Here is a 26,538-nt window from a genome sequence, read left to right as displayed (position 1 = left end):
AATCCGATTTTTAGGATTGATGCAGACTAAAGTCATCGCTACAAACCTTATTAGACGATAGTTTTTGCGTATATTTATCGAGCAGAATAAGCCTTGAACAAATACAAACCAACCGTTGCAAATATCAAAACAATTATCCCTAAAAGCAATTCCATACTAAACCTTTGAGCATTGCCCAAAGCCACAAGAATTTGTTGCCGCACCACAAAAGCAAACAGCCAACAAACCTCCGCTTTCAGCCAAACCAAAAGGCTTCTGGCTAGGAGATATTGTCGGCGCGCATTTTCTTCGGTAATCTGTACTGGATAATTAAAAGTATGCGGATAGCGCGATACTGCTGTTAAAACCACAAAAATAATGGCAGCCACCGCCGGCAGTATCCAGATTGTCACCCTGTCGCCCCAAGTATCAGGTTGCCCGGAAAATCCGAAATGAATCGGAATTCGATCGGGCAAAACAGCCCAAAATTCTACAATCGGCAAAACAGCAAGCACAATCGCGATCGCCCCGGCGAACTCTACCGCCAAATCAGCAGGCGAAAGCCCCAGGGATCTAACAGGCCTTTGGTTTGGTGTGTTTCCAGTCATGGCTACTTAAAATTAGATTAAGATTGAAAGTAATAGTATTGCTTCCCATTTCCTCCCCCAACAGCTTTCGTTGGGGATTTTCAAACAATCTCGCGAGGTTTTATGACGGTTCAGGTTTTGGTGGAAAAGAAAAAGTTAGAAAAACCGCCCCTAACAATACACACTTTAGGCGATCGCGTCCTGCGGCAGCCAGCAAAGCGCGTCAGCAGCGTCGATGCAGAAATTCGGCAGTTAGTCCGAGAAATGCTGCAAACCATGTACAGTGCCGACGGCATCGGTTTAGCAGCCCCCCAAGTCGGAGTCCACAAACAAGTAATTGTGATCGACTGCGAACCCGACAATCCCGCGATACCTCCATTGGTTTTGATCAACCCCACCATCAAAAGTAGCAGCAGCCAAGTCTGCATCTTGCAAGAAGGGTGTTTGAGCATTCCGGGAGTTTATTTTGATGTCAAACGCCCTGAAGTCATTGAAGTGTCTTACCGCGACGAATTCGGCCGCCCCCAAACACTCAAAGCTCAAGACTTGCTGTCTAAGGTGATCCAACACGAAATCGATCATCTTAACGGTGTGCTGTTTGTAGACAGAGTAGAAAACAAGCTGGCATTGAATGAAGAATTAGTCAAGCAAAAATATTCGCCCAAGGCAGTAAAATCAATATGATGGCAGGAACTCCCAAAAGTGGTTTATTGTTAGCTCTTTCTTGCATCACTGCGATCGCCGCCGTCGGCTCCATCTTTGAGTTGTCTTCGGGAGACGCTCAACTCGGAAATGTAGTGACCGGTATCATCCTCGCCCTCAGCGTACCGCTAACAGGCATATTTTTCTATGCCGCCGTTCAGGATGCTAGAGCAAATCTATAGGTAGAGTCATTAGTCATTGGTTATTGGTTATTAGTTATTGGTTATTGGTTATTGGTTATTGGTTATTAGTTATTGGTTATTAGTCGGAATCTAAAATCTCATAACTGTGGAATCAAGATTGCGGATAATAAACAATATCACTAAACAGCGAGAAAATGACTAATAACTATGTTATCAATACTGCCAACAGATTAGATCGGCTAACGACTGATGACTAATGATTGATGACTAACAACTAATAACTAACGACTGAGGGCGGGCACGCACCATCCACCGCCCCCACCAACTAAGGGCGGGCACGCACCATCCAACGCCCCTACCAACAAATAACAAATAACCAATAACAAATAACCAATAACAAATAACCAATAACAAATAACCAATAACCAATAACTAATAACTAACAACTAATGACTAACAACTAATGACTAATGAAATCGGATTTTTGCGACAAGTGTCCGCCAAAGGCTCTGCGGCAGCACCAGCATCCAAGTACCCACTTTCTGAATATGGGGAAGTGGCGATCGGACGCGATCGCAATTGTCACATAGCCCTAGAGTCGATCGCCCACGGCATGGTTTCCCGCCGCCACGCCGCAGTCCGTCCCCTGACTCATGGTAATTGGACGAGATGGCAAATTTGCGACCTCAACAGCGCTAACGGAACTTATATCAACGGTCAAAAACTGCAAGGCTGCCAAACTTTACAAACAGGCGATCGCATCAATCTCGGTCAAGACGGCCCTGAATTCATATTTGAAACTTCCACAACCCCTCACCAAAATAAACCCGGATTCTCCCACACCCCAACCGGCAATATTGAGCCGCCCGAAAAAGACGCTCTAACTTTAACTCAATTATTCCCGATCGCCTCCACCGGCAAACAATTAAGCCAAAAAGCATACTTATATCCAGGTATAGCCACAGTTATTTTTGTCGTGTCGATGTTTCTCGCCGTCGGAAATTCCGCAGCCTTCAACTTCCTGCTGTCAGCCTACCTTGCCGGTGCAGCTTACTACTTCATCTATCAACTGTGCGGCAAACACAAACCTTGGTGGGTATTGCTTGGTACCGCTTTAGCAACAGTCCTGATACTGCTAAGCCCCTTATTGATTGGATTTATATTAGTATTTAGAGAAATTTTACCCGGTCGTTTGCCCGCAGAAGGCGAACAAATCAGTTTTTTACCTTTTTTAATCAGAATGTTCTTCGGGGCAGGTCTAATGGAAGAATTGCTGAAAGCCCTGCCCGTTTTGGGAGCAATGCTGCTGGGAAATTTACTAAGAAATCCCTGGCGCGATCGCATCGGCGTTTGGGAACCATTAGACGGAATTCTGTTAGGAAGTGCCTCAGCAGTCGGCTTTACACTACTAGAAACTCTCGGCCAGTACGTTCCCAATATCATCCAAAATATCACCCTGCAAGCAGGCCCAGAAGCCGGACAATTAGTAGGATTGCAATTGCTAATTCCCCGCATTTTAGGCTCCGCCGCCGGACACATGGCTTACAGCGGCTATTTGGGATATTTTATCGGTTTGAGCGCCCTCAAACCCAGGAAGCGCTGGCAAATTTTGGGCGTAGGTTATTTTAGCGCCTCCGCACTTCACGCTTTGTGGAATGCGTCGGGAGCAGTCAGCGTACTTTTGCTGGCCTTGGTGGGAGTTTTGTCCTATGCGTTTTTAGTAGCTGCAATTTTGAAAGCCCGGGCTTTGTCTCCGAATCGAGAGCAAAATTTTGCTACTCGCATATTTTATGAAAAGTGAACTAGCAGGTCAAGCAGCCATTTTTTTCTTGTGTTTCAACCAGCTTAAACCGGCCAATCCTAAAGCTGTCCCTCCAACGGTGAGAGGTTCGGGAACTGGTTCGGCGGCGGTATCCAGGCGATCGCCCGCAGCATATCGATCATGTATAATGATATTTGTCAATACGTAATTTCCTAGAAAAATACCGCAATATTAAGCTCTCGTGCATAGGTAGCACCTGCGTAATTGCTGACGGCCAGAATCCCAGCCTAACTTAGAAATTCTTCACAAATAGTTTGACTGTGGTACTATCTGGATGAGCTGTGAGTAGCTTAGGGAAGCCAACGGGCTTGATTCCTGTGGTGGAGGAGAATCCAGGAGTGCTAGATAGGATGTCATTGGGATACGCAAACGTTTTCGTCAAGCGAAGTCAACCCGAACCCCTCCGCATTGGGGTAATTGGGGTTGGCAATATGGGCCAACACCATACGCGAGTTCTGAGCTTGCTAAAAGATATCGAACTCGTGGGTGTTGCAGATATAAATGTAGAGCGGGGAATTGATGTAGCAAGCAAATACCGGGTTCGCTTCTTTGAAGACTACCGAGATTTGCTCGCCCACGTAGATGCAGTTTGCGTCGCCGTTCCAACTCGCCTACACCACCCTGTGGGGATGTCTTGTCTCCAAGCAGGGGTTCACGTTTTAATTGAAAAGCCGATCGCAGCTAGCATTGCTGAAGCCGAATCTTTAGTCAACGCCGCTGCAGAAGCCCACCGCATTTTGCAAGTGGGTCACATCGAACGCTTCAATCCAGCTTTTCAGGAACTCGGCAAAGTGCTGAAAACTGAAGAGCTACTGGCATTGGAAGCTCACCGGATGAGTCCCTATTCCGATCGGGCCAACGACGTATCGGTAGTTTTGGATTTAATGATCCACGACATCGACTTGCTTCTGGAATTGGCAAATTCTCAAGTAGTAAAATTGACGGCTAGCGGTAGCCGCGCATCAGATTCAGGTTATTTAGACTACGTGACAGCGACGCTGAACTTTGCTAACGGCATTGTGGCCACCCTGACAGCAAGCAAGGTGACGCACCGCAAACTTCGTTCAATCGCCGCTCACTGCAAAAATTCTTTGACAGAGGCAGATTTTCTTAACAACGAAATCTTGATTCACCGACAAACCACCGCCAATTACGTGACAGATTACGGTCAGGTGCTTTACCGTCAAGATGGGTTGATCGAGAAAGTTTACACCAGCAATATTGAACCGCTCCACGCAGAATTGGAGCATTTTATTAATTGCGTGCGGGGTGGAAATCAGCCTTCAGTCGGAGGAGAACAAGCTCTCAAAGCTCTGCGGCTTGCGAGTTCGATCGAGCAAATGGCTCTCGACGGTCAAGCTTGGTATCCACAAAAGCTAGAGTCTACTTTGCAAGTTAGCTAAATCGAGACAAATTCTGTCGTTTCCGGGTGCCTTGACAGTTTGGGGTTTGTTGTTTGTTGAATAGGGTAACTGTTTGGGCGCAACCGGATTCGATGTCACTCGATTTTATATTTTAGATTGTAGATTGTAGATTTTAGATTGACTCCATAGATGCAATCTGCGGGATTAAACGAAGATTTTAGATAAGAGATTTGAGATTGACTTCACATCCTTTATTGGGAGATGAAACTGTCGATTTGAAATCTCAGATTTGAGGTTGACTCCACAGATGCAATGTGCGGGATTGAACTAAAATTTAAACTTTTTTGCTTTCCACAACCTATGTCGGGGGAGGGCAATTATCCATCTTTGGCTAAAGTCACAATTTTTTCTCTTAAAAAAGAGCGACTATTTGACTGCTGATAGTTTGGCTAACTAGCTGATTTCCTTGAGGGCTTAGGTGAATGCTGTCTCGATACAATGTTGCAAGTTGCGCCGCACAATTGAAAATAGGAAGAAAATCTATGTAAGTAATTTTCTCCCGTGCGACAAGTTCGGCGAGACGCTCTCTAGCCTTGACTTCCCAGTCTCTAGGGCCCTCGCCGCATTCATGGCGCTTGGGAGTCACCGCTAGCAAAAACTCGACTTTAGCCGATACAGCTATTGTTCGGATTTGGCCAATAGCTTCTAAGTTGCAGCCGACTACATCGCCACTTTTGGCTACGGCTGCTGCTAATTGGCTCGCCGGCACCGCAGGTAGCAAGTAACGGCTCAATAATTCTAGCGTGGCCGAGAGCGGTTGGCGATCCGGGTAAGCTCGATCGCGCCCCACCACCAGAGAAGAAGGAGCAGATGCAAACAAATCGTCCGTATTCAGCAGCAACACCAGAATTTTTGACCCAAAAACACCGAACCGCTGGGCGTAAGCAAGTTGATTCCTCGGCCCCCAAGAATTGGCTGAGGCATTCAGAATTTCAAACTTTGAATAGTTGACTTTTGAACTTAATTGTGCATTGGTTGCCAGATTTTGTACTTGCAGCCTCAACTGCCGAGCCATAATTTCGGAGATGGTATCTGTCTGATCTGTCCACCAACCGCCGTTGGCGACAGAATCTCCCAACAGCAAAACCCGCAGAGTGTCTGAGGCTGGGAGTGGGGCGATCGTTCCAGTACGCATCGAATACTCGTTAATCTCAATCCGGTTTCGCAAACGGCGCACCCTCTGGTTGGGCGCCAACAAATAGCCGCACTCCGCATCAGCAATGTAAATCAAGGGATTGCCAAAACCCAGCAACACCCGCAGCAGCACTTCGATTGCGGCCCACAATCCGCAGGTGAGGGCCAAAATTATCAGAACAAATTTCAACGATTAACCTCAATCTAAAACGGATACGGTGCCACGTACTATCTGTGGTAGAGAGTGCAAAATTTGAGACTTTTGTTCAACCTCCGGTAATTCACCTCGCTTTGAGTAAATCGAAAATCTGCAATACCCGAATCGAAAATCGACTAAATGCTGCCCAATTCAGGCTTTTAGCAACTCTGCAGCGCGATCGAGTCAGCGGAATCGCCCGCGTGGATATAGAATTCTAGAATATACCGTCAAAATCCGCCGTCAGCCGTCAGTGAACTTGGTGGTTTCAGGAAAATCCGTGGACTTAAAACAAATATTCAAAACGCCGAATCCCATAATCGGTGTCGTACATTTACAGCCTTTGCCAACTTCTCCCCGCTGGGGCGGGAACCTCAAAGCTATTATCGGAAGAGCCGAGCAAGAGGCTACAGCGCTGGCTTCTGGCGGCGCAAACGGTATCATAGTCGAGAACTTTTTTGATGCTCCTTTTGCCAAAGACAGCGTAGATCCGGCTGTTGTCAGTGCGATGACTCTGGTAGTCGAGAGGCTAACAAATCTCGTGACACTGCCGATCGGCGTTAACGTGCTGCGAAACGACGCCCACAGCGCGATCGCCATCGCCTCCTGCACGGGAGCTCAATTCATCCGCGTCAACGTCCTCAACGGCATCATGGCTACAGACCAAGGCTTAATTGAAGGCCAAGCACACCAGCTCCTGCGCTACCGTCGGGAATTGGGAAGCGATGTCAAAATATTAGCAGACGTGCTAGTCAAGCACGGGCGACCCCTGGGAGGCTCCAACTTGACCACAGCCGTCTCAGAGACGATCGGGCGCGCCTTAGCCGACGCCGTAATTCTTTCCGGCTGGACAACCGGCAGCCCACCCAATCTCGAAGACTTAGAACTTGCGAGTGCAGCAGCGGGGGAAACTCCTGTATTCATCGGTAGCGGTGCATCGTGGGAAAACATTTCCACCCTCATGCAAGCTGCAGACGGAGTAATTGTGTCGAGCTCGCTGAAGCGAAACGGCCGCATCGAACAACCAATCGATCCCATCCGCGTCAGTCAATTTGTAGAAGCCGCCCATCGCAGCTTTTCCGAGAAAGAGCTCGAACAAGAAAACAAAAACGCTAATGGTTCGAGAGGGCTAACACCGGAACCGAGCAAAGTCAGAAGTAAAACGTAAAATAGTTGTTAGTTGTTAGTTGTTAGTTGTTAGTTGTTAGTTGGCAACAGTTAACAGTTGACAGCCAACAGTCAACAGTTAACAGTAGGGGGGGTTGATGGTGCGTGCGGGCCCTCTTAACAGTTAACAGCCAACAGTTAACAGCCAACAGTTAACAGCCAACAGTCAACAGTCAGTAGGGGCGGTGGATGGTGCGAGCCCGCCCTCTTAACTCTTGACTTAACAGTCAACAGTCAACAGTCAACAATTAACAATTCCCAAATCAAAAAAATGATTCGCCGACGTTCAACCCCTTGGATTCATCGCTGGTCTAGGACGGTGATGGCAGCCATCGCAGCCATCGGCGTCCTAGAAACGGCCTATCTGACGATCGCTAAATTCACAACAAACTCAGTAATTTGTCCCACCAGCGGCTGCGACAAAGTTCTCAACAGTCCCTACGCTACCGTCTTTGGCACAGTGCCTTTAAGTTTATTAGGTTGTCTGGCATACCTGAGCATCGCAATCCTGGCATTAGCTCCCAAAGCCGTCAATCCCGATAACAACAAACGACAGCACTCTCAACTAGAAAATTGGACTTGGCAAGCCCTATTTATCATCACCGCTGCGATGCTAATATTCAGCAGCTATTTGATGTATTTGATGGCTTTTGAAATTAAGGATCTGTGCATTTACTGCATCAGTTCCGCCCTATTTGCCCTGTCGCTGTTTGTGCTAGCGCTAGTCGGGCGTGACTGGGAAGATATCGGACAATTGGTTTTTACAGGCATTTTGGTGGTGATGGTGAGTTCGATCGGCGCTTTAGCCCTATACAACAGCGTCAGATCACCCGCTCCTTTTGTTTCTTCTACCCCCGGAATTTTACCCCCAGCAGTCACCACAACCTCCGGGCTAGGAGAAATTGCTTTAGCCCGCCATCTCCGACAAATCGGCGCTAAAGAATATGGCGCTTACTGGTGTCCCCACTGTCACGATCAAAAAATGCTGTTTGGGAAAGAAGCAGCCAAAATAATTGATTATTTTGAATGCGATCCCAGAGGGCAAAATTCCCGCGCTGAAATTTGCCAAGCCGCTGCTGCAAATATTAAAGGTTTCCCTACTTGGGAAATTCAAGGTCAGTTTTATTCGGGGACACAAACTTTGGATAAACTCGCTGATTTATCCGGTTACACTGGCCCGCGCAACTTTCAAAAATGACAGCAAGGCTTGAGAGTTGAGATCCGAGATTTTTTGGGGTAGGAAAGATCCGGTGTTTTTAAGCTTAGCTAATAGACCTCTTGCATAAATATTTGATTGATGGGTAAACCGCAGATTTCAAGCGGATAAACACCGATAGACGCAGATAATTTAATCTGCTCTGCGAATGAGTGCAAGAGGTCTAATCATTTTCTGCTGTTGTAAAATCGCTCAAAAATATCGTATCTATAGCCTTTCAAGCGAAAGATGAGGTACTATCCGGGATAGGGCATAGGCCAAACCGGGCATAGGGCATAGGCCAAACCGGGCATAGGGCTATCTTCACTTTTGTCAGAACCGCTATACAATCCATAAAAACATCTTAAAAATTAGTTGGTGCGAATTTTAAAATACTTTCGGAAGTATTGTAGTATTAAGCCTGAAAAAAAAATCTAATTATCATTCCTTCATGCAATAGATTTCCCTAAACTGCAGATTAATCGACCATCTTCCAGAAAGACCAACAATCTCATAGAACCGCACCAGATATATTCAAAAACCCAGAAAAAACCCAGAGTTTCACTGCCCAACATTTTTGTTGTAGCAAGCTTTATTATAATTTTTATAAATACTAGAAATACTAGACGTTTTACAAAGAAAATCAAAAAACCGGATTTCTGCTTCCAGACTCATTAAACTGGTATTGCATTAATTCGCTTTCAATTCCTGCAATTATCTGCGTTTATCTGGGTCTATCTGCCTGAAATCTGCGGTTGCCAAGTGCGATAAAAAACTTAGGCAACTCCAGTCTCTTGTCAAATGAGATATTTTGCCAGGATCGACTGAGCCGATCGCCGAGAAGATATAAAAGCTATATGTAGTAGTAGCTTAGATGCTCGAAAGGCGAGGCAAAAATTCCCAAAATTATGATAGAAAGTATCAAAAAATGGCTCGATCGAGAACGCAGAGTATTGATTACTGCCAGTACGGTTGCCGGTACGGTGATTGTACTGCGCTGGTTCGGATTTTTGCAGGTGTGGGAATGGACTGCTTTCGACCACTTTGTGCGCGGGCGGCCCGCCGAACCCATTGACTCGCGCATCGTGATTGTAGAAATTAAGGAAGCTGACTTGCAAAAATACGGCTACCCAATTTCCGATGCTGTATTGGCCCAATTGCTGCAAAAATTGCACGCTGGCAAGCCGCGGGCGATCGGTCTCGACGTTTACCGAGATTTGCCGACTCAACCGGGTAACGCCGAATTGCTCAAAACTTTTAAAACTATTCCTAACTTAATTGGCATTGAGTTGATGCCAGATGAAACTAGGATTGGAGTTCGGCCCCCTCCGGTACTTGAGGAGTCCTCGCGCGTCGGTTTCAACAACGTTGTCATCGATGCTGACGGTAAAGTGCGCCGAGCTTTGCTTTACTCTTGGCCCGGAGACGGAAAAACTCATGAAAGCTTCGCGCTCAAACTGGCTTTGCTTTATCTCGAAGGCGAAGGGATTTCCCCTCAGCCAGCAACTGTCAATCCTAAATACTTGCAGTTAGGCAAGGGGGTGTTTCGACCTTTTGAGCCGAATGACGGTGCTTACGTGCGAGCAGACAGCCGCGGCTATCAAATTTTGGCTGCTCTGCGCGGCCCGATCGGCAGTTTCCGCACTGCATCGATGAGTGACGTGCTTTCTGGCAAAGTACCGGCGGATTTTGTGCGATCGCGCGCTGTCTTGATCGGCTCAACAGCCACCAGCCTCAAAGACTTTCAGCAAAATGCTTACAGTTCCGGTGTGTTTGCTCCTCCCCAGCCCATACCGGGAGTCGAGCTTCAGGCTCATTTCTTGAGCCAAATTTTGAGTGCTGCCCTCGACGGACGCGGAGGTATCAATGTTTGGCCCGAGGCTGGGGAGTTACTGTGGATTTTACTGTGGTCTTGGGCGGGCGCGAGTGTGAGCTGGAAGTTGCGATCGCTCGGGCGATCGGCTGGGTGTTTGTCAAGTATCTGTCTCGGTTTGAGTGCCAGTTTATACTTAGCTTTTTTAGACGGTTGGTGGCTGCCATTAATTCCTGCAATCCTCAGTCTTTTGGGTTCTGGCGTAGCAGTTGTCGGCTATCTGGCTCACTTGCAAGAAGAACTAAAACGCTCTAAAGAATTTTTACAATCCCTAATCGATACAATTCCAGACCCGATTTTTGTCAAAGATATAAATCACCGCTGGGTTGTGTTGAATCAGGCCTATTGTCGGTTAATCGGCTATCCTTGGGAAATTTTAACCCATCGCACAGATTACGACTTATTTCCCCAAGCCGAAGCCGATATATTTTGGCAGCAAGACGAATTAGTATTGCAAACTCAACAGCCGCAAGAAAATGAAGAATATTTTACCGATGCCCACGGAATTACGCATCTGATTGCGACTAAAAGAACCCTGCACAAAGATGCTGCCGGCAACTTATTTTTAGTCGGAGCTATCAGAGATGTTACCGAGCGGAAACTTCGGGAAGATGCTCTAGAGAAAAAAAATGCTGAACTCAGCCACCAAGCTTCTCACGATGCTCTTACAGGTTTGCCCAACCGTAAAATGTTTTACGAATGTTTGCATCTGTCTCTAGAAAGAGCTTCCTGCAATCAAGAATTGGTAGCTTTACTGTTTTTAGATTTAGATGGATTTAAGTCTATCAACGACACTCTCGGACACAATGTGGGCGATTTGCTCTTAAAATCAGTTGCTAACAGGCTCAGACAATGCTTGCGCGGCAGCGATATTATCTCGCGGCTGGGCGGCGACGAGTTCACAGTCATCCTGTCGGCAATTCCCGGTAATGAGGAAGCTGCAAAAGTAGCTGAAAAAATTTGCGAGGCAATCGTGCAGCCTTTTATTTTAGAAGAACATAAAGTTTCTGTAACTACAAGTATTGGCATTAGTTTATATCCAACTGACGGTCAAGAGTCAGAGATTTTAGTCAAAAATGCCGATGCTGCAATGTATCGTGCTAAGGAACGGGGGAAAAATCAATATCAATTTCTTGAGTAATTTATCATCAGTCATCCGTCATCAGTCATCCGTCATTAGATAGACTTACAAAAATCATGAAACTTATGACTCAATAGGGTTCACTTAACATATTTATGCCCCGGAGATCCCCCTCGCATCCCCTGGATAGTCGGGGAGTAGGGGTTGACTTTGAGGGGATTCTTGTTCCCCCCTTTTTCAGGGGTGTGCCAGGGGGATCGTCTTAAGTAAACCGTATTGACTTATGACTGGAGATTGTCGTCTCATCTAAATCGGGACTGAGGCAAAAAAGAGTTTTATATCAATTCCGGTTGGACTCCCCATGATGTTGACTGTTGACTGTGAATCGAACAACTGAAAATTGCGCCGAGATAGGTGGCGACTTGTAAAAATATTTCATGAATTGCCCTCTAATTTATCACCTGACGATCCAGCCGGAAACGATATTATTTATTGCTTGTAGGGGTAAGGCTCCATGCACCCCGCACCCTACAGATAGAGGTTCTGCTGGAGCATCTCATACCAAATCCGGGTAAGATGCCCCAATCCATGATTTCATAAAAGCACATTGCCGCTACGAACAATTTTCGCCTCTTTCCTCGTCTTTGAGAGAGCCGCACCCTACAACTCGAAACCGGGTTGTTTGCCGAATTTCGGGGCTGCAACGCGCTTTTCGTAAAAAACTCGGTTTCTAGTTCCCTATGGGTCAGTCCTAATTAAAAGATTCAAAAACTGAGCTAGAAGACCAAATTTAAATCGCCAAAAAGTCTTTATTTATAATTTTTTACGTAACTTTACGAAATTTAAATAAAGGAAATGTAAAGATATCAGTGTAAATACGGAAAGTGATAGATATAATTAGGTTGTACAGAGGTGCATCTACTTCGGTGATTTGAATAAGGCTATAAATACTATGCGTACTTTGATTCAGCTCACAACAACGGCTACTCTGGCTGTATGCTTGCAAGTGAACACGATCGGCATCGCCAAGGCCGCTACCATCACAAAAACGGTTCGTAGTGCGGACTTTAGTCCGCAACAAGTGAGCGGACGCCAGGATACACTACGAACCAATCCGAGATCGACCTCCACATTTTTGGCAGCCGCCGAAACTTCTAGGTCTGGAAAGACCTCAAAATATGAACCAGACCCCAACGGGAACCCGAAAAGTGACGGTACGGGAACGCGCTGAGACCAATTTTTTAATCTTCTATGAGATCGGATTTGTACCAATTCGATTGGTTAATTAAAGTGTGTCTGCACCAATCTCGATCGGTCAGGGGATAGTCCACACGATAGTGGCCGCCGCGACTTTCCGTGCGAAACGCAGCACTTTTGAGAATTAAGTAACCAATATCCAATAAATTGCCAAGTTCTCCCCAATTTCGCAAAACCGAGCTATTTTCCGCATTATCCGACGAAAAATCAATAGTTTGTCCGGGCGACAAATTATCAAGCGTTTGACTCAAAGGCAAAGAGGCAAATTCTTGTCGCCAAATCTCAACTTGGACGATCGCACTTTCCAAATCTCGCATTCCCCGGCAAATTCCCGCACTCTGCCACAGCAAACTCGGCAATTCCACCCGCAATTTTTCGATCGTCTCAATCTCCTGTGGAGAAATCGATTTTTCCCAAATTTGCCCTACATCGACCTCATCCGTGAATGGCTTGGACTTTTCACCTTCCACCTGCAAAAGTCCCATCTGCGCGCCAAAAACCAGACATTCCAGCAGCGAATTGCTCGCCAACCGGTTGGCACCGTGTACCCCCGTGCTGGCAGTTTCTCCCACCGCGTACAAACCCGGAATCGAAGTTTGGTTAAACTTGTCAGCCACAATCCCTCCCATCCAGTAATGGGCGGCTGGCGTCACCGGCACCGGTTCGGAAAAAATATCAATTCCCCAATCAGCGCAGACTTGAATAATATTCGGAAACCTGTAGCGCAGCCGATCGACCGCAATCGGGCGCAAATCCAGCCAAACATGAGGTTCCCCCGTCTTCTGCAAATGGCGGAAAATAGCGCGGCTGACAACATCGCGAGGCGCAAGTTCCCCGCTGGGGTGAGAGTCAAAAGCAAAGCGATATCCCTTGCTGTCAACCAAATGAGCTCCTTCTCCCCGCACCGCCTCGCTAATCAGAAACCGGGGCGCGCCAGCTTTACTCAGCGCCGTGGGGTGAAACTGCACAAATTCTAAATCTCGCAGCAGCGCCCCGGCGCGCCACGCAATTGCCACCCCGTCTCCGGTACTCACCGACGGGTTGGTGGTTTGAGCAAAAACCTGTCCGCCGCCGCCTGTCGCTAGCACCACAGCCGATGCCCGCAGCCATTTGACTCGGTTGCCACAAATCGCGCTAATGCCCTGACAGCGCCCGCTTTCGTCGAGCCACAGACTCAATGCAAAGGCGGGGGATACGACTTGAATGTTTTGGCGGCTCAATACTTTTGCTGTCAGGGTACCTATCACTGCTTTCCCTGTGGTGTCGGCGGAGTGGAGCACTCGGCGGCGGGAGTGGGCGGCTTCTAGGGTGAGGGCTAAATCTGAGCCGGCGCGATCGAACGCCACGCCCATTTTCACGAGGGAATCAATGCAATCGGGAGCTTCCTCGACTAAAAATTTGACCGCTTCCAAATCGCAAAGACCGGCTCCTGCAGCCACTGTATCCTGAACGTGCAGCGCTGCCGAATCTTCCGGGGCGATCGCCGCAGCAATTCCTCCTTGGGCCCAATCGCTGGCAGAAACAGGCAGGGTATTTTTATTAATTGAACCCACCTGTAAATGTTCTGGAAGGCAAAGTGCCGTGTACAAACCGGCCGCCCCAGCACCTATCACTAATACATCAAATTTGTCAGTCATAAGTCTGCCGATTTTAGATTTTAGATTTTAGAATTAACTCTCAATCTGAATTTTGGGGCGAGAATTAATGTCTGTCGATTTTATCTGATATTTCTTGCACTCATTATCTGTGTTTATCACCCTTTCATCTGCGGTTTATGTATTAGTCGAGGATTTATGCAACTCCAGTCTATTTTAGATTGAGCCTACAAATGATCTCGTTTCCGCTTGCATGGGAATGATTTAACCTTATTACTACACAGAGTACACAGAGTCCGAGAATGTATATCTGAATCATTCCGATGAAGAGAGGATTTGATTTTAATCTCGAAAACGCGCTGATTTCAACCTCGCAAATTTTTGCCAGCTTTGCCGAATTCTGGAGAAATTAAAGGCAGAAGTCATCAGCCTCTAGAAAATTTTTTTTCTTTCTGCTTTCTGCCTTCTGCCTTCTGCTTTCTGCCTTTAAAGGAGGCCCGCTGCTATTTAGTCGTAAAAACCGTTGTTCAACCTGTTGTCTCCTTCAATAAATATTGAATCGACATCAGTTACGGTGAATTTGTCCAGGTTAGCCTGCAGCACTTTTTTCTGAGCATCCGTCAAGCCTGAAATGTTGAGTACGTCCTCAACGTCTTCGTAAGGAGCATTCTTAATAATTAGTCCAGCTAAAGTAGGATACAACCCTCGAAATTCCCGAAAATCCCGGACGCCGCTGTTGTTCAAGTCAATTTTTTTGCCGTATTCTGTGGCAAGTTTGTCATCGGCGCGATTTGTTCTAGTCGGAACGTCAAGCACTATCAGCGAGGATGGTGGTAAGACGAGACGGCTCAATGTCGCCGCGATCGCGCTTTGGTCTCCTGCCCATGCAAAGCAGCCCAGCACTAGGCCCAATACTGCCAATAGACGACCCAATCGTTTCATGAAGTTTTGTCTCCCAATTTCATGCAAAGCATTTATTATGTAGAGACTACCATTTTGCTTATGCAGTTTGTTAGATAAATCCGCAGCACGCGCAGAGATGTCAAAAAAGTTTACATTCATGTATTGACATTGCGGACTATATATGATATTAGTCGCAGGTGAGGCGATCGGTTGATTTTTGACGCTGCACCTAGTTTTTTACCTATTCAGAACTCTTTCCTTTGGTTTTGAGAAAAGCGTTCAAGTCAGAATAAGTACCGCCGTAAGTCACGCTGGGAGTTTCGTAACCTTTTAAAGCAACGGTGTGCTGCTCGAAAGCACCCTCGGCACCCAATTCGGTCAGGTATTTGTAGGTGGTTTCTCCCACGGCGATATCTTTGCCGAGTTGCTTGGTGCAAGATTCTAAGCGAAATGCTGCGTTGACGGTATCTCCCAAGGCGGTGTAGTCCGATCGATCGCTGCTGCCAGAATTTCCCACCATTGCATAACCGGTATTAATGCCAGCCCCTACTCGCAAAGGAAAAGGCAGGGGGTAACGGCTGCTGAGTTCGTCTGTTGCCTTGTGCAGTTGGCTCAAGGCTTGGCAAATCCGCATCATTTCCTCGGTGCTGACACCGCTTGGTTTGTGAAACCACACGGCCATGATCGCATCGCCGATGTATTTGTCCACCCAACTGCCGTGTTCGCGAATGATGTGTCCTGCTTTGCGGAACCAATTCCCGATGACTTCGGAGAGTAGGGTTTCGTCTAGCTGTCTAGTCAAAACGGTAAAATCTCGGATGTCCATTACCATGACGGTAATCAGGCTGCGGACGGTTAAAGTCGCCGTAAAATCTTCTGAGTCTGTCTCGTGTATTCGATCGATCCGGCGGCCGGAGGCTGGGTTGTAGAAATCCAATTCGGTTTGACCGAAAATAATCCGATCGCCATTTCGGAGCGTCACAGGAATACTCACCCGCCGCCCGTTGACAAAGGAACCGTTGCGGCTTCCCAAGTCAATCAAGTAGAACTCTCCCGTCTCCATTTGCTGTAACATCGCGTGATTGCGAGAAATCCAGCGATCGGTCAATACAAAATTATTGTCATCATTCCGCCCTACTGTCCAGCAATTGCTGCCGGAGAGCGGCAAGTAGCGATTGCCGCTTTCTGTACGAAGTAACAAATGTGGATTGGCTTGCAAAGTCACCACAGCCCTAGAAACAACATCAATTCAACCGATTTGAGGTTTTCAACTTTCAATCTTAACTTTAGTACGTGGCTCAATCATGAATACTCCGGAGAGTTTTTGAGACCGAGGCCCAAACCCTCATTTTACCCTTAGCATTGGACTTCACTGAGAAGGATGAAACCCCCATTCTGCCGTTAGTGATTGAAAACTGTCCGGACTATTGATAACTAATGATTGCCAGTAAAAAACCTTAAATCGGCTGTTCTCAAAATTTAAAATTATTTAGTCCATCCTCGATGCACCGAACCCGTACAGGATTGCCTAACCACAATACGATCGCCAGCGAAGGTAGTTATGTTTCGATCTTAAGCGAAAGTGTCATATTTTTTACGCCAGAGATGTATCTCAGGAGTTAAATTTGCTGCTTTTTGCCAAAAAAAACTGGCAAATGGCTCTGTAGCTCCAACCGGGAATTGTTAAAACATCAGTTACCTGTAAGATTTGTTACTTGGCTTCTAATTTTGCCAGATATCAACAGAGCCTGTTCCGGGCAGTGGCCGATCCGGGCTTGAAGTATCTGTCAACAATAGCATTTTAGATTTTAGATTCCATAAATTGGGATTGATATCATGTCCGATAGATTACCATAGCAAAAATGGTTCGCGCGTGCGTCCTAGCGTCCGCTCCCGGATTGCCGACACTGACTGACGCACCCGCGATCCTTACTGAGATCCGTCAATCGATCGGACAGGATCTGACTTACTGCATAATGGTTTCGGTCGCGAGGCTACAGTTGCATTTTTTTTGGGAACTGGTATAAATTACAAACACGAGAATTTTATGTTGTCAAAAAGAATTTTGCCTTGTTTGGATGTGAAAGCCGGCCGCGTGGTCAAAGGTGTCAATTTTGTCAACCTTAAGGATGCTGGCGATCCGGTGGAAATGGCTCAGGTATACAACGATGCGGGTGCTGACGAGTTGGTGTTTCTGGACATTACCGCGACTCACGAAGACCGGAACATTATGATTGATGTGGTATACCAAACTGCCGATCGAGTATTTATCCCTTTGACTGTCGGCGGCGGCATCCAATCCTTGGACACGATTAAAAGTTTGTTGAGGGCGGGCGCTGATAAGGTCAGCATTAATTCGGCGGCAGTGCGCGATCCGAGTTTGATTGACAAAGCCAGCGATCGATTCGGCAATCAGTGCATTGTAGTGGCGATCGACGCCCGCAAACGGCAAGATGCCGATAATCCCGGTTGGGACGTGTACGTGCGCGGGGGGCGAGAAAATACCGGGAAAGATGCGATCGTCTGGGCCAAGGAAGCCGCACAGCGCGGTGCCGGCGAAATTCTGTTGACTAGCATGGACTCTGACGGAACTCAAGCCGGTTACGACTTGGGATTAACCCGCAGCATCGCCGAAGTTGTAGAAATTCCGGTGATTGCTTCCGGCGGCGCGGGTAACTGTCACCACATCTACGAAGCGGTGACAGAGGGCAAAGCAGAAGCCGCACTCCTAGCTTCCCTCCTACATTACGGGCAACTGAGCGTCGGAGAAATTAAGACTTATCTAGCAAAACATCAAGTTCCCGTGCGACTGCAGTAGTTTAGGAGTTATATCAATTCCGGTTGCGCCGTCAGGTGACTGTTGACTGTTGACTGTTGACTGTTAAGAGGGCCCGCACGCACCATCCACCGCCCCTACTGACTGTTGACTCGATTTTATGATTCCGATGCCACCGTCCACGATATTATGCATGGGACAAAAAACCCGGTTGCTCGATCGATCTCTGTCGAATAGCAGCCACGATGCTCAAAAACACCGGGTTTTTTGCCTTAGCGAGGAGAGCCCCCTCAGATGCTGCCACAGATACTCCCATCTCAAATCTCAATCGGACTTCAGTGATGCACCAGACTCATCTATCGGAAGACACAAAGCCAAAATATTCCCTGAGAAGGATTTCAAATCTCCGTTTTTTTGGCTAAATATTATATATTACCTCAATTTAAGAAAGAAGCACTGCTCAAGGCTGTTGCTTTTGTCCAACTTGAGCTAAAGATTGTACAGAATTTGAACGAGCTTCAGCCTGTTAACAATCTCAGCGATGAAAATTTGTAAAAATGGAGAAAATTTGTATGTCTTTTATCAGCTTTAATCTTCCTGCCAAGCGTTTTGTTCGCAGTTTAATAGCTGTTTGTTTTTGTGCATTGATGTTTGTTTCCAATGCTTTCCCAGCTTTTGCCGTTACCAGCAGCCCCACTAAGGGTGAAGATCAACTTTTGGGGATTGAGAAAGAAGCTCAAAAAGCTGTTTTGAAAGACCCGATGTCTCTGGAAGAAACTCAGAAAAAAGCTAATGAAGGGATTAATGAAGTTCAGGGAGATGCTGACAGCGAGAAGATGAAAAATCCTTCTAATACAAGAGCTACATCTTTTGAGCAACAAGTCAAAAAAGCTGTGAGCAACATTAAAGACTAACTCCACAGTTATCAGCCTGAAAAATTAGGGACAAGGCAATGCCGTGTCCCTTGATTTTTGTGTGTTTGCTCTCAATTTATATCGGTTTCAGATTGCATCAAAATAATAAAATCGAGTCAAGAGTTAACACTCAACCATTCAGTTTTTCGACCCCAGTCAACAGTCAACAGTCAACAATCATGTATGAGTGCAACCGGAATTGGTATCAGAGGGTTCGATCGTTCGATCGCACCTGATATCAGATAGAATAAAAAAGCGGAAAAGATTTAGCACCTTTCGGCTTGACGAACACTCTTTGCTGCGGCTGTAACTGCAATTGGTCAAACTTTTCTCTGGTCAAATTAGCGTTTACTACTTGACCGTCATCTAAGGTTAATTCTACCTGAATTTCCCATCCCAAATGAATCAAGCGACTGATCCTTGCAGGCACTGTTGCACTATTTTCGGTAGTTTCAATTATCACGTCGTGAGGGCGCAAGAAAATCTCTGGGTTGGCTGAGTCAAAGCCGTTTTCTTGAAACATTCTCGAACTGCTGGGTAAGACATTGACAGGGCCGATAAAACTCATGACGAAGGCACTAGCAGGATGGTCATAAATTTCTGCGGGCGTGCCTACTTGTTCGATTTGACCTTTATTCATTACTGTAATGTGATCCGCAACTTCCATCGCTTCTTCTTGGTCGTGCGTCACAAAGACGGTGGTAACGTGCACTTCGTCGTGCAGTCGGCGCAACCAAGCGCGCAAATCTTTGCGGACTTTAGCATCAAGAGCTCCAAAAGGTTCGTCTAGTAGCAACACTTTCGGTTCCACAGCCAGGGCTCTGGCTAGGGCCACGCGCTGCCGCTGACCTCCTGAGAGTTGCGACGGGTATCTATCCCCCAATCCTGCTAATTGCACTAAATTCAACAATTCTTCTACCCGCGATTTGACTTTGGCGGGTGCAGTTTTCTGAATTTCCATCCCGAAAGCGATGTTTTTTCGCACTGTCATGTGCTTGAACAGCGCGTAATGCTGAAACACAAACCCAATTTTGCGTTCTTGAACGCTGGTATTTGTGGCATCTTGGCCTGTCAGCCAGATTTTGCCGGAGTCGGGCATTTCTAAACCTGCAATCAGCCGCAGCAGGGTTGACTTGCCGGAACCGGACGGGCCTAGCAATGCGACTAGGGAACCTGATTCAATTTCTAAACTGACTTTATCGAGTGCTTGGAAACTGCCAAACTGTTTACTTACATTTTCTACGACGATACCCATAGGAAGTTCGGCAACGGATGAGTGTAATGGATTTAACGGATGGATGTTGAGCTTCGAGGTTCCAGGAAAGAGCGAAAAATGTTAATCCCCGGTTTATGGATAGGTTTATGTAAGATTTTATCCCACGATCGCGCATCAGTTACTTAATTTTATGGTCTTACCAGCCTCTGGAAAGCCCGAAAATTCTCTAAAATGCACCTCCATCACAAAACAATATAATTCTTTGTCACCAAAGTTGGCATTTGGTACTACAATGCAGCAAAAGTTCAAGCGTTTTTGACTTCAACGGCTGAGGGGATAAAGGAAAATGGGAGATGTTGGACGTGTGCCTGTAGGAATTATCGGCGCTTCAGGTTACGGCGGCGTGCAACTTGTGCGACTGCTGGCAGATCACCCAGCGGCGGAAGTAGTGTATTTGGGCGGGGATAGCAGTGCGGGAAAACCTTTTTCCAGCCTTTATCCCCATCTGACTAACTGCATTGACTTGACTATTGAGGCGATCGACTTAGATCGAGTAGCGGAAAAATGTGAAGTTGTGTTTCTGTCGCTGCCCAACGGTTTAGCTTGCCAAATGGCACCGAAGCTGATCGAAAAAGGGTGCAAAGTCTTGGATTTGTCGGCTGATTACAGATTTGAAAATCTAGAAACTTACAAAGCTTGGTACGGTGGCGAGCGATCGGACTCTGAACTCGCTGCTACCGCTGTTTACGGTTTGCCAGAATTGTATCGCGATCGCATTAAAGACGCTCAATTAGTAGGCTGTGCCGGTTGCTACGTCACCGCTAGCTTATTAGCCCTGGCACCCTTGCTAAAACAAGGTCTAATCGTACCAGAAACAGCAATTATCGACGCTAAATCAGGAACTTCGGGAGGGGGCCGCAAAGCCGAAGTTAATCTGTTATTAGCAGAAGCTGACAATTCCATAGGCGCTTACGGAGTTGGCCGCCACCGCCATACGCCAGAAATTGAGCAAATTTGCAGCGATTTAGCCGGACAAGATATCAAAGTCCAATTTACTCCACACCTGGTACCGATGGTGCGGGGAATTCTGGCAACTGTTTACGCAAATTTGCGCGATCCGGGATTGGTACGGGAAGATTTAATCACTATTTTCAGCGCTTTTTACCGCAATTCTCCTTTAGTGAAAGTCTTGCCGGCTGGGGTTTATCCGCAAACAAAATGGGCTTGTGGCACGAATCTTTGTTACATTGGCGTGGAAGTCGATCCGCGCACTGACAGGGTAATTGTGATGTCGGCGATCGACAATTTAATTAAAGGTCAAGCCGGTCAAGGCATTCAGTGCATGAACTTGATGATGGGTTGGGAAGAAACTTTGGGTTTGCCTCAATTGGCTTTGTATCCTTAATTGGGCATTGGGAATTGGGCATTGGGCATCGGCCAAACAGGGCATTGGTTCTGAAAATTAAAAACTAACCGATTACCAATTACCCATTCCCAATTACCCATGCCCCATGCTCAATTACTAAGTGTTATTTCGGCCCGTAACCGATCGCACCAGCATAGATCGCCCGATCGCCCAATTCGTCCTCAATCCGTAACAAACGGTTGTATTTAGCAACCCGTTCGCTGCGGCACAAAGAACCAGTCTTGATTTGACCAGCGCGAGTCGCTACCGCTAAATCAGCAATCGTGGTATCCTCAGTTTCACCAGAACGGTGGCTGATGATTGATCGATAGCTGTTTCGTTTGCCAAGGTCGATCGTATCCAAAGTCTCCGTCAAAGAACCAATTTGATTCAGCTTAATCAAAATCGAATTGCTAGCCTTCAAATCAATTCCCTTTTGCAAGCGCGTGCGATTAGTCACAAACAAATCGTCACCCACCAACTGAACTTTGCTACCCATTTTCTGAGTCAGCGCCACCCAACTGTCCCAATCGTCTTCATGCAAACCATCTTCAATGGAAACGATCGGATATTGACCAGCCAAACCATCCAAATAATCGATTAATTCCGCCGGCGAATGAGCCACACCGTCGTAAGTATACTGCCCATCTTTATAAAACTCGCTAGCAGCAACATCCAAAGCCAAAGCAACTTGTTCCCCAGGCTTGTAACCAGCTTTTTCAATTGCCATCATCAACAAATCCAAAGCTTCCTGATTGGAACCCAAATTAGGAGCAAAACCTCCTTCATCCCCAACACCAGTCAGCAAATTTTTGTCTTTCAAGACATTAGCCAGACTAGCAAATATTTCTGCTCCCCAGCGCAAAGCTTCCTTAAAAGAAGGCGCTCCCACAGGTACAATCATAAACTCTTGAATGTCTACGTTGTTGTCCGCGTGGGAACCACCGTTGATCACGTTCATCAAAGGTACGGGTAAAACGTTCGCTAAAGTGCCACCCAAGTAGCGATAAAGGGGGAGTCCTAAAGTCTCGGCGGCAGCCTTTGCTGTGGCCAGGGAGACTCCGAGAATGGCATTTGCTCCGAGGTGGGATTTGTTGGGAGAACCGTCCAAGTCAATCATGGTTTGGTCTACCAGTGCTTGGTCGATCGCATCCAAATTAGCCAAAGCGGGGGCAATTTTGTGCTCGACATTAGCAACAGCCTTCAAGACTCCTTTCCCGCCGTAACGGTTTTTGTCGCCGTCTCGCAATTCGTGGGCTTCAAAAGAGCCTGTAGATGCACCGCTGGGGACTTGGGCGAGGCCCACAACACCGTTAGCTAGATAAACTTCAGCTTCAATGGTGGGGCGGCCGCGGGAGTCGAGAATTTCTCTGGCTTGAATAGATTCGATCGCAGTGTCTTGCATATTAACGATTCCTGACTTAACTCAATGGTTGATGACAATTAGCATTCAGCAGGCTTTCGGTAACTGACTGCTAACGGGTAATAGAGTACGCGATCCCCACAATTATTAGCGCTCATTTCAAACTTTTTGCGGATTTGGGCGATCGCTTTGGTGTCAACAAGCAATATTTGTTGAAAAATGATCTTAGATCATTTTGACAGTAATTTAATTTTTTTCACAGCAGATTCACGCAGAATAGTTAATTGCAACCGGGAGCATCTGTGCGCCAGCATCTGTAGCTGTCTGGCGCGCGAGGGGAGCAAGCGCACGCGAGCGAGAGCAAACGCACAGTAAAAAAATGATTGTGGCAAAGCCCCAGATGCTCCCATTGAAACCTTTGTTAAGATAGGAAGATCGACAAACTCAATCAAATAGGAAAAACCTAAAATGTTAGAAACAAATCCTGGAGAAGTTAGAGCATTAGCTGAAAACGCCGACCCCATAATTCCCGATCCCCCAAACATCAGATTACTGACAGGGCCTTTGCCAAATTCAGGTAGCGATCCCAACTTTTTTGACCTTACTCCCAATGACGATATCGTTCAATTAGCTAACGGCATTCTCCGCAACACTACCGGAGGTTTGCGGGCCTTAGCCGGCGACGATTTTGTCCGAGGTTCCGGTGGGCCGGAACTGATGAACGGGAACGACGGCACAGATACTTTAATCGGAGGTTGTGGGAACGATACTATTCGCGGCGGTCAAGATTTTGACATCCTGTACGGAGAATGCGCTAACGATGTTCTGAGTGGAAATTTAGGCGATGACGTAGCTTACGGAGGTACGGGAAATGACTTTGTTCGAGGCGGTAAAGGCAGCGATAATTTAGTAGGTGAAACAGGCAATGATACTCTGATTGGTGATGCTGGAATCGATCGACTTTGGGGAGGAGAAGGTGCAGATTTATTTGTCCTCAGAAGAGAAGCTGAAACAACTTCGGGAGAAATTGGTTCAGATCAACCACGTCCTGCTGGCAATTTTCTGGGTCAAGTAGATGAAGTGCCGGCAGATTTTATTCTCGACTACAATCCTGCCCAAGGTGATGTGATTGGATTGGCGGGAGGATTGACGCGAAACGATATTGTTTTGAGCGAAAGGTTTTTAACAATTGGTGATGCCAGAGATTACGACACCAGCGGCCCTTTTCCTCCCGGACAGCCCCGAACTCTTGATTTTAGAGTGTTAAATACTAAGGCGACGGTGATTCGAGAAGCTAGTACCGGCAATATTTTGGGTTTGGTGAAAGATGTATCGCCTTCTCAACTTCAGTTTATCTCTGTATCCGACGGGGCGATCGCCCTTGGATAGGATTTGTGAAAAAACCCAGTTTCTTTTGTTTTGATCCGTAGCCCAGAAACCGGGTTTTTGCCAGAAGAATTCGTTACAATGCAGAAACTCCAAAAAACCTGGTTTCTTAGATTCGCGCGGGTGGCCAGAAACGGGTTTTTATGAAAAAACCTCGTTAAGCTGTTCTACATTTAAACTGTATGTCAAAAAACAATAAAACTATTGTGGGGTGGGCTTTGAGCATCACCCTGAACATACAATTTAAATGTCCGACAGCTTACAGGTGTAGAAACCCAAAAAAACTCAGTTTCTTGAATTAGATTCGTAGACCAATTTTCCGATCAATCCAGCCAACATTAAAATTTCCAAAAATCCGCCACATCATATCCCATTTCGCCCAGCATTCGCCGCAGCAGAGGCAAACTCAACCCGATCACATTCGTGTGACAGCCCTCAATTTTTTCCACAAAAAATCCGCCTTTACCTTCCAGTGCAAAACAGCCAGCACAGGCGAGGGGTTCTCCCGTAGCGACGTAGGCCGCAATTTGGCGCGAGGTAACTTCGGCAAAATGAACTTTTGTCACTTGATAGCGAACTATCGATCGCTCGATTGCGCGATCGAAACTATCAAATCTCGTATCAATTAAAGCATGACCCGTATAAAGTGCGCCAACTTTTCCGCACATTTTCTGCCAGCGCAAAATTGCTTCTTCGGCATCCTTCGGCTTGCCGTGAATTTCGCCATCAATGACCAAAATTGAATCGCATCCCAACACCAAACAAGATGTGGGATTGGGGATTTGCGGGTGAGAATTAGCCAGCAAAAAGCTAGCTACAGCTTCAGCTTTTCCCTCTGCTAAAACTTGGACTAATTGAGTAGCGTCCCTCATTTGTATTTGCCCTTCATCAAAGTCGCTGGGGCAAATCACAGCTTGAATCCCAGCACTATTTAGTAGGCTGCGGCGCGCCGGGGAAGCTGAAGCCAATACAAAAGTTGGAATATTCATAATTTAAGAAGTCATTAGTCATTAGTAATTAGGGGCGGTGGATGGTGCGTGGGTGCCCTCCTGCTGTCATCAGTCATCAGTCATCAGTCATTAGTCATTAGTCATTAGTCATTAGTCATTAGTCATTAGTCAGTAGTCATTAGTCATTGGTTATTTGTGGGTTTCAATTACAATGCCCGATGCCCGATGCCCGATGCCCGATGCCCAATAACAAATGACAAATGACAAACAACAAACAACAAACAACAAATAACCAATAACCAATAACCAATAACAAACAACAAACAACAAATAACCAATAACCAATAACTTTTTAGCTTAATAAACAGAGAAAGATTTAACGACTTTCTCAAAAGCCTCTTTTACCTTCGGCCAGCGTTCTTCGGTAGTGGAAACATTAAGGGTAAAAAGTTTGCCGCGGCTGACGGCTACGCTGGCTAAGTTGTGCCGTTCTTGGTTTGGGAGTTTGACTGCGTATTCTAAAATGTAATAGCTTTTCGATCGCGATTCGCGAGCTTCTGCACTGATTAATTCAGCTTCGCGGCCAGAATCCGTCGAGACGAGGGAATTTTTGCTAAGCTTGTATCCCACTTCCGTCGGCGTTCCCAAATCCGCCAAAGTTTTCCCCTTCGCGACTGGACTGATTACCACGCTGACATTCTCGGTTTGCTGGATCAAATCGCGGAACACCACATCGGGCCCATTAGAAACTGCGATCGGCAGCCAGCCATTAGGATAGAGAAATTGATAGCCGTCGCCAGTATCAATGTGGCTTTTGAGTCCGGTCACTTGAGACACACAACCGGTCAAGGTGAGGCTTAGAACCACCAGAAGTAGGGCCGCAATTCGTTTGAGCATTATTTTTACGCGATTAGGGTGACACTAAAATATTTAATTTTAATTATCTCACCAAACCTAGCCCCTAAAAATAGTTAAGCTATGGATTGCCATTTGTGCATCGCTGGCAAGCCATAGCCGTAAAGTTTAATTTTTAACAAAATCATTACAGGTTGGTTAGCCAGCTAATCAGTCCGTGCTTGGTCGAAACTTCTAAAGCCAAGAGAGAAACAAAGCCAATCATGGCAAGGCGGCCGTTTAAACGTTCTGCGTAGGGGGTAAAGCCTGTGCGGGGTTCGTCATCGATGTATACTGTCGGCTCGATCGCAAAATTGTTCATTTTACCTTGGTCGTCCAGCATTAAGCCTTTGTTAGTCATGTCTGTTTCCTAAATTGTTTTTCATGTACTGTAACTAAATGTAACAGACTTATGAAGAAATGTAAAGGATTGCGTAATTTTTTTTTTCAAATACCCTATTTTGACCTGAGTTTCCACCAAAAATCCCACAGTAGACAAGCTCTCAACCCTTATATAATCAATTATTCGCATATTCGCAATTTTCAAATCTAAAATCCTCTGAGAGTAGACTCTGA

At 46.5% G+C, this 26,538-nt stretch carries 23 protein-coding genes; 12 read left to right on the top strand and 11 right to left on the bottom strand.

Going from position 1 to position 26,538, the window contains the following annotated elements; all coding sequences use genetic code 11:
- Positions 1–74: 74 nt before the first annotated feature.
- A complete protein-coding gene (locus QUA97_RS15930) occupies positions 75–587 on the bottom strand; it encodes a DUF1648 domain-containing protein (RefSeq protein WP_194067555.1) in 513 nt (170 codons plus the stop codon).
- Positions 588–689: 102 nt separating this feature from the next.
- Between QUA97_RS15930 and def the strand changes: the two genes are divergently transcribed.
- The 3 genes from def (at position 690) to QUA97_RS15915 (ending at position 3,212) form a co-directional block, all read left to right on the top strand.
- Positions 690–1,250, top strand: a complete 561-nt coding sequence (def, locus tag QUA97_RS15925) for a peptide deformylase (RefSeq protein ID WP_194067556.1) — start codon at positions 690–692, stop codon at positions 1,248–1,250.
- Entirely contained in the window at positions 1,250–1,450 is a 201-nt protein-coding gene (locus QUA97_RS15920) for a hypothetical protein (RefSeq protein WP_304941012.1), read from the top strand. Before def ends, QUA97_RS15920 begins: the two co-directional genes overlap by 1 nt.
- Before the next feature lie 424 nt (positions 1,451–1,874).
- Positions 1,875–3,212, top strand: a complete 1,338-nt coding sequence (locus QUA97_RS15915) for a PrsW family glutamic-type intramembrane protease (protein WP_333195199.1) — start codon at positions 1,875–1,877, stop codon at positions 3,210–3,212.
- A gap of 9 nt (positions 3,213–3,221) precedes the next feature.
- On the opposite strand, the gene QUA97_RS15910 is transcribed toward QUA97_RS15915, so the two are convergent.
- Positions 3,222–3,374 carry a PEP-CTERM sorting domain-containing protein gene (locus QUA97_RS15910; protein ID WP_228049979.1) on the bottom strand — a complete coding sequence of 51 codons (153 nt, stop codon included), beginning with the start codon at positions 3,372–3,374 and terminating at the stop codon, positions 3,222–3,224.
- A 209-nt stretch (positions 3,375–3,583) separates the two neighbouring features.
- On the opposite strand from QUA97_RS15910, the gene QUA97_RS15905 reads away from it, so the two are divergent.
- Positions 3,584–4,636, top strand: coding sequence for a Gfo/Idh/MocA family protein (locus QUA97_RS15905; RefSeq protein ID WP_194008178.1), 1,053 nt, complete (start codon positions 3,584–3,586; stop codon positions 4,634–4,636).
- A 373-nt stretch (positions 4,637–5,009) separates the two neighbouring features.
- Here QUA97_RS15905 and QUA97_RS15900 read toward each other — a convergent pair whose 3' ends face one another.
- Positions 5,010–5,981 carry an SGNH/GDSL hydrolase family protein gene (locus QUA97_RS15900; RefSeq protein ID WP_194067558.1) on the bottom strand — a complete coding sequence of 324 codons (972 nt, stop codon included), beginning with the start codon at positions 5,979–5,981 and terminating at the stop codon, positions 5,010–5,012.
- A gap of 286 nt (positions 5,982–6,267) precedes the next feature.
- Between QUA97_RS15900 and btpA the strand changes: the two genes are divergently transcribed.
- From btpA to QUA97_RS15880, 4 genes are all read left to right on the top strand, one after another.
- Complete coding sequence (gene btpA, locus QUA97_RS15895) at positions 6,268–7,155, top strand: photosystem I biogenesis protein BtpA (protein ID WP_194067559.1); 888 nt, start codon at positions 6,268–6,270, stop codon at positions 7,153–7,155.
- 270 nt (positions 7,156–7,425) lie between these two features.
- Positions 7,426–8,352 (top strand): vitamin K epoxide reductase family protein, encoded by a 927-nt coding sequence (locus QUA97_RS15890; protein WP_333195198.1) that lies wholly within the window; start codon positions 7,426–7,428, stop codon positions 8,350–8,352.
- A gap of 905 nt (positions 8,353–9,257) precedes the next feature.
- On the top strand, positions 9,258–11,363 hold the full coding sequence (locus QUA97_RS15885; protein WP_333195197.1) for a CHASE2 domain-containing protein: 2,106 nt from the start codon (positions 9,258–9,260) through the stop codon (positions 11,361–11,363).
- 892 nt (positions 11,364–12,255) lie between these two features.
- Positions 12,256–12,534 carry a hypothetical protein gene (locus QUA97_RS15880; protein WP_333195196.1) on the top strand — a complete coding sequence of 93 codons (279 nt, stop codon included), beginning with the start codon at positions 12,256–12,258 and terminating at the stop codon, positions 12,532–12,534.
- Positions 12,535–12,544: 10 nt separating this feature from the next.
- Here QUA97_RS15880 and nadB read toward each other — a convergent pair whose 3' ends face one another.
- From nadB to QUA97_RS15865, 3 genes are all read right to left on the bottom strand, one after another.
- Complete coding sequence (nadB, locus tag QUA97_RS15875) at positions 12,545–14,197, bottom strand: L-aspartate oxidase (RefSeq protein WP_333195195.1); 1,653 nt, start codon at positions 14,195–14,197, stop codon at positions 12,545–12,547.
- Positions 14,198–14,662: 465 nt separating this feature from the next.
- The gene (psbU, locus tag QUA97_RS15870; protein ID WP_194067564.1) at positions 14,663–15,097 is read right to left on the bottom strand and encodes a photosystem II complex extrinsic protein PsbU; all 435 of its coding nucleotides are present in this window, start codon (positions 15,095–15,097) and stop codon (positions 14,663–14,665) included.
- A 202-nt stretch (positions 15,098–15,299) separates the two neighbouring features.
- Complete coding sequence (locus tag QUA97_RS15865; RefSeq protein WP_194008151.1) at positions 15,300–16,286, bottom strand: adenylate/guanylate cyclase domain-containing protein; 987 nt, start codon at positions 16,284–16,286, stop codon at positions 15,300–15,302.
- An 819-nt stretch (positions 16,287–17,105) separates the two neighbouring features.
- Here QUA97_RS15865 and hisF point away from each other — a divergent pair.
- The gene (gene hisF / locus QUA97_RS15860) at positions 17,106–17,876 is read left to right on the top strand and encodes an imidazole glycerol phosphate synthase subunit HisF (protein WP_194067565.1); all 771 of its coding nucleotides are present in this window, start codon (positions 17,106–17,108) and stop codon (positions 17,874–17,876) included.
- Positions 17,877–18,406: 530 nt separating this feature from the next.
- Entirely contained in the window at positions 18,407–18,748 is a 342-nt protein-coding gene (locus QUA97_RS15855) for a low temperature-induced protein (protein ID WP_194067566.1), read from the top strand.
- 238 nt (positions 18,749–18,986) lie between these two features.
- Here the strand turns inward: QUA97_RS15855 and QUA97_RS15850 are convergent, their stop codons facing one another.
- On the bottom strand, positions 18,987–20,003 hold the full coding sequence (locus tag QUA97_RS15850; RefSeq protein ID WP_194067567.1) for a sulfate/molybdate ABC transporter ATP-binding protein: 1,017 nt from the start codon (positions 20,001–20,003) through the stop codon (positions 18,987–18,989).
- 307 nt (positions 20,004–20,310) lie between these two features.
- Here QUA97_RS15850 and argC point away from each other — a divergent pair, with 307 nt between their 5' ends.
- A complete protein-coding gene (gene argC / locus QUA97_RS15845; RefSeq protein WP_194067568.1) occupies positions 20,311–21,369 on the top strand; it encodes an N-acetyl-gamma-glutamyl-phosphate reductase in 1,059 nt (352 codons plus the stop codon).
- A gap of 124 nt (positions 21,370–21,493) precedes the next feature.
- Here the strand turns inward: argC and eno are convergent, their stop codons facing one another.
- Positions 21,494–22,774: a phosphopyruvate hydratase gene (gene eno, locus QUA97_RS15840; protein ID WP_194067569.1), complete on the bottom strand. Its 1,281-nt coding sequence runs from the start codon at positions 22,772–22,774 to the stop codon at positions 21,494–21,496.
- A gap of 426 nt (positions 22,775–23,200) precedes the next feature.
- On the opposite strand from eno, the gene QUA97_RS15835 reads away from it, so the two are divergent.
- Entirely contained in the window at positions 23,201–24,121 is a 921-nt protein-coding gene (locus QUA97_RS15835) for a calcium-binding protein (protein ID WP_333195194.1), read from the top strand.
- Positions 24,122–24,456: 335 nt separating this feature from the next.
- Here the strand turns inward: QUA97_RS15835 and QUA97_RS15830 are convergent, their stop codons facing one another.
- From QUA97_RS15830 to QUA97_RS15820, 3 genes are all read right to left on the bottom strand, one after another.
- Positions 24,457–25,107 (bottom strand): Maf family protein, encoded by a 651-nt coding sequence (locus tag QUA97_RS15830; protein ID WP_333195193.1) that lies wholly within the window; start codon positions 25,105–25,107, stop codon positions 24,457–24,459.
- Positions 25,108–25,425: 318 nt separating this feature from the next.
- Positions 25,426–25,965: a photosystem II reaction center PsbP gene (psbP, locus tag QUA97_RS15825; RefSeq protein ID WP_194067572.1), complete on the bottom strand. Its 540-nt coding sequence runs from the start codon at positions 25,963–25,965 to the stop codon at positions 25,426–25,428.
- Between the two features lie 145 nt (positions 25,966–26,110).
- Complete coding sequence (locus QUA97_RS15820) at positions 26,111–26,323, bottom strand: chlorophyll a/b-binding protein (RefSeq protein WP_194008161.1); 213 nt, start codon at positions 26,321–26,323, stop codon at positions 26,111–26,113.
- Positions 26,324–26,538: the final 215 nt, after the last annotated feature.

This window comes from Microcoleus sp. CZ3-B2 (assembly GCF_036705055.1).
GTDB lineage: Bacteria > Cyanobacteriota > Cyanobacteriia > Cyanobacteriales > Microcoleaceae > Microcoleus.
Note: the sequence above shows the minus strand (reverse complement) of the source record. Positions and strands in the feature narration are given on the sequence as shown.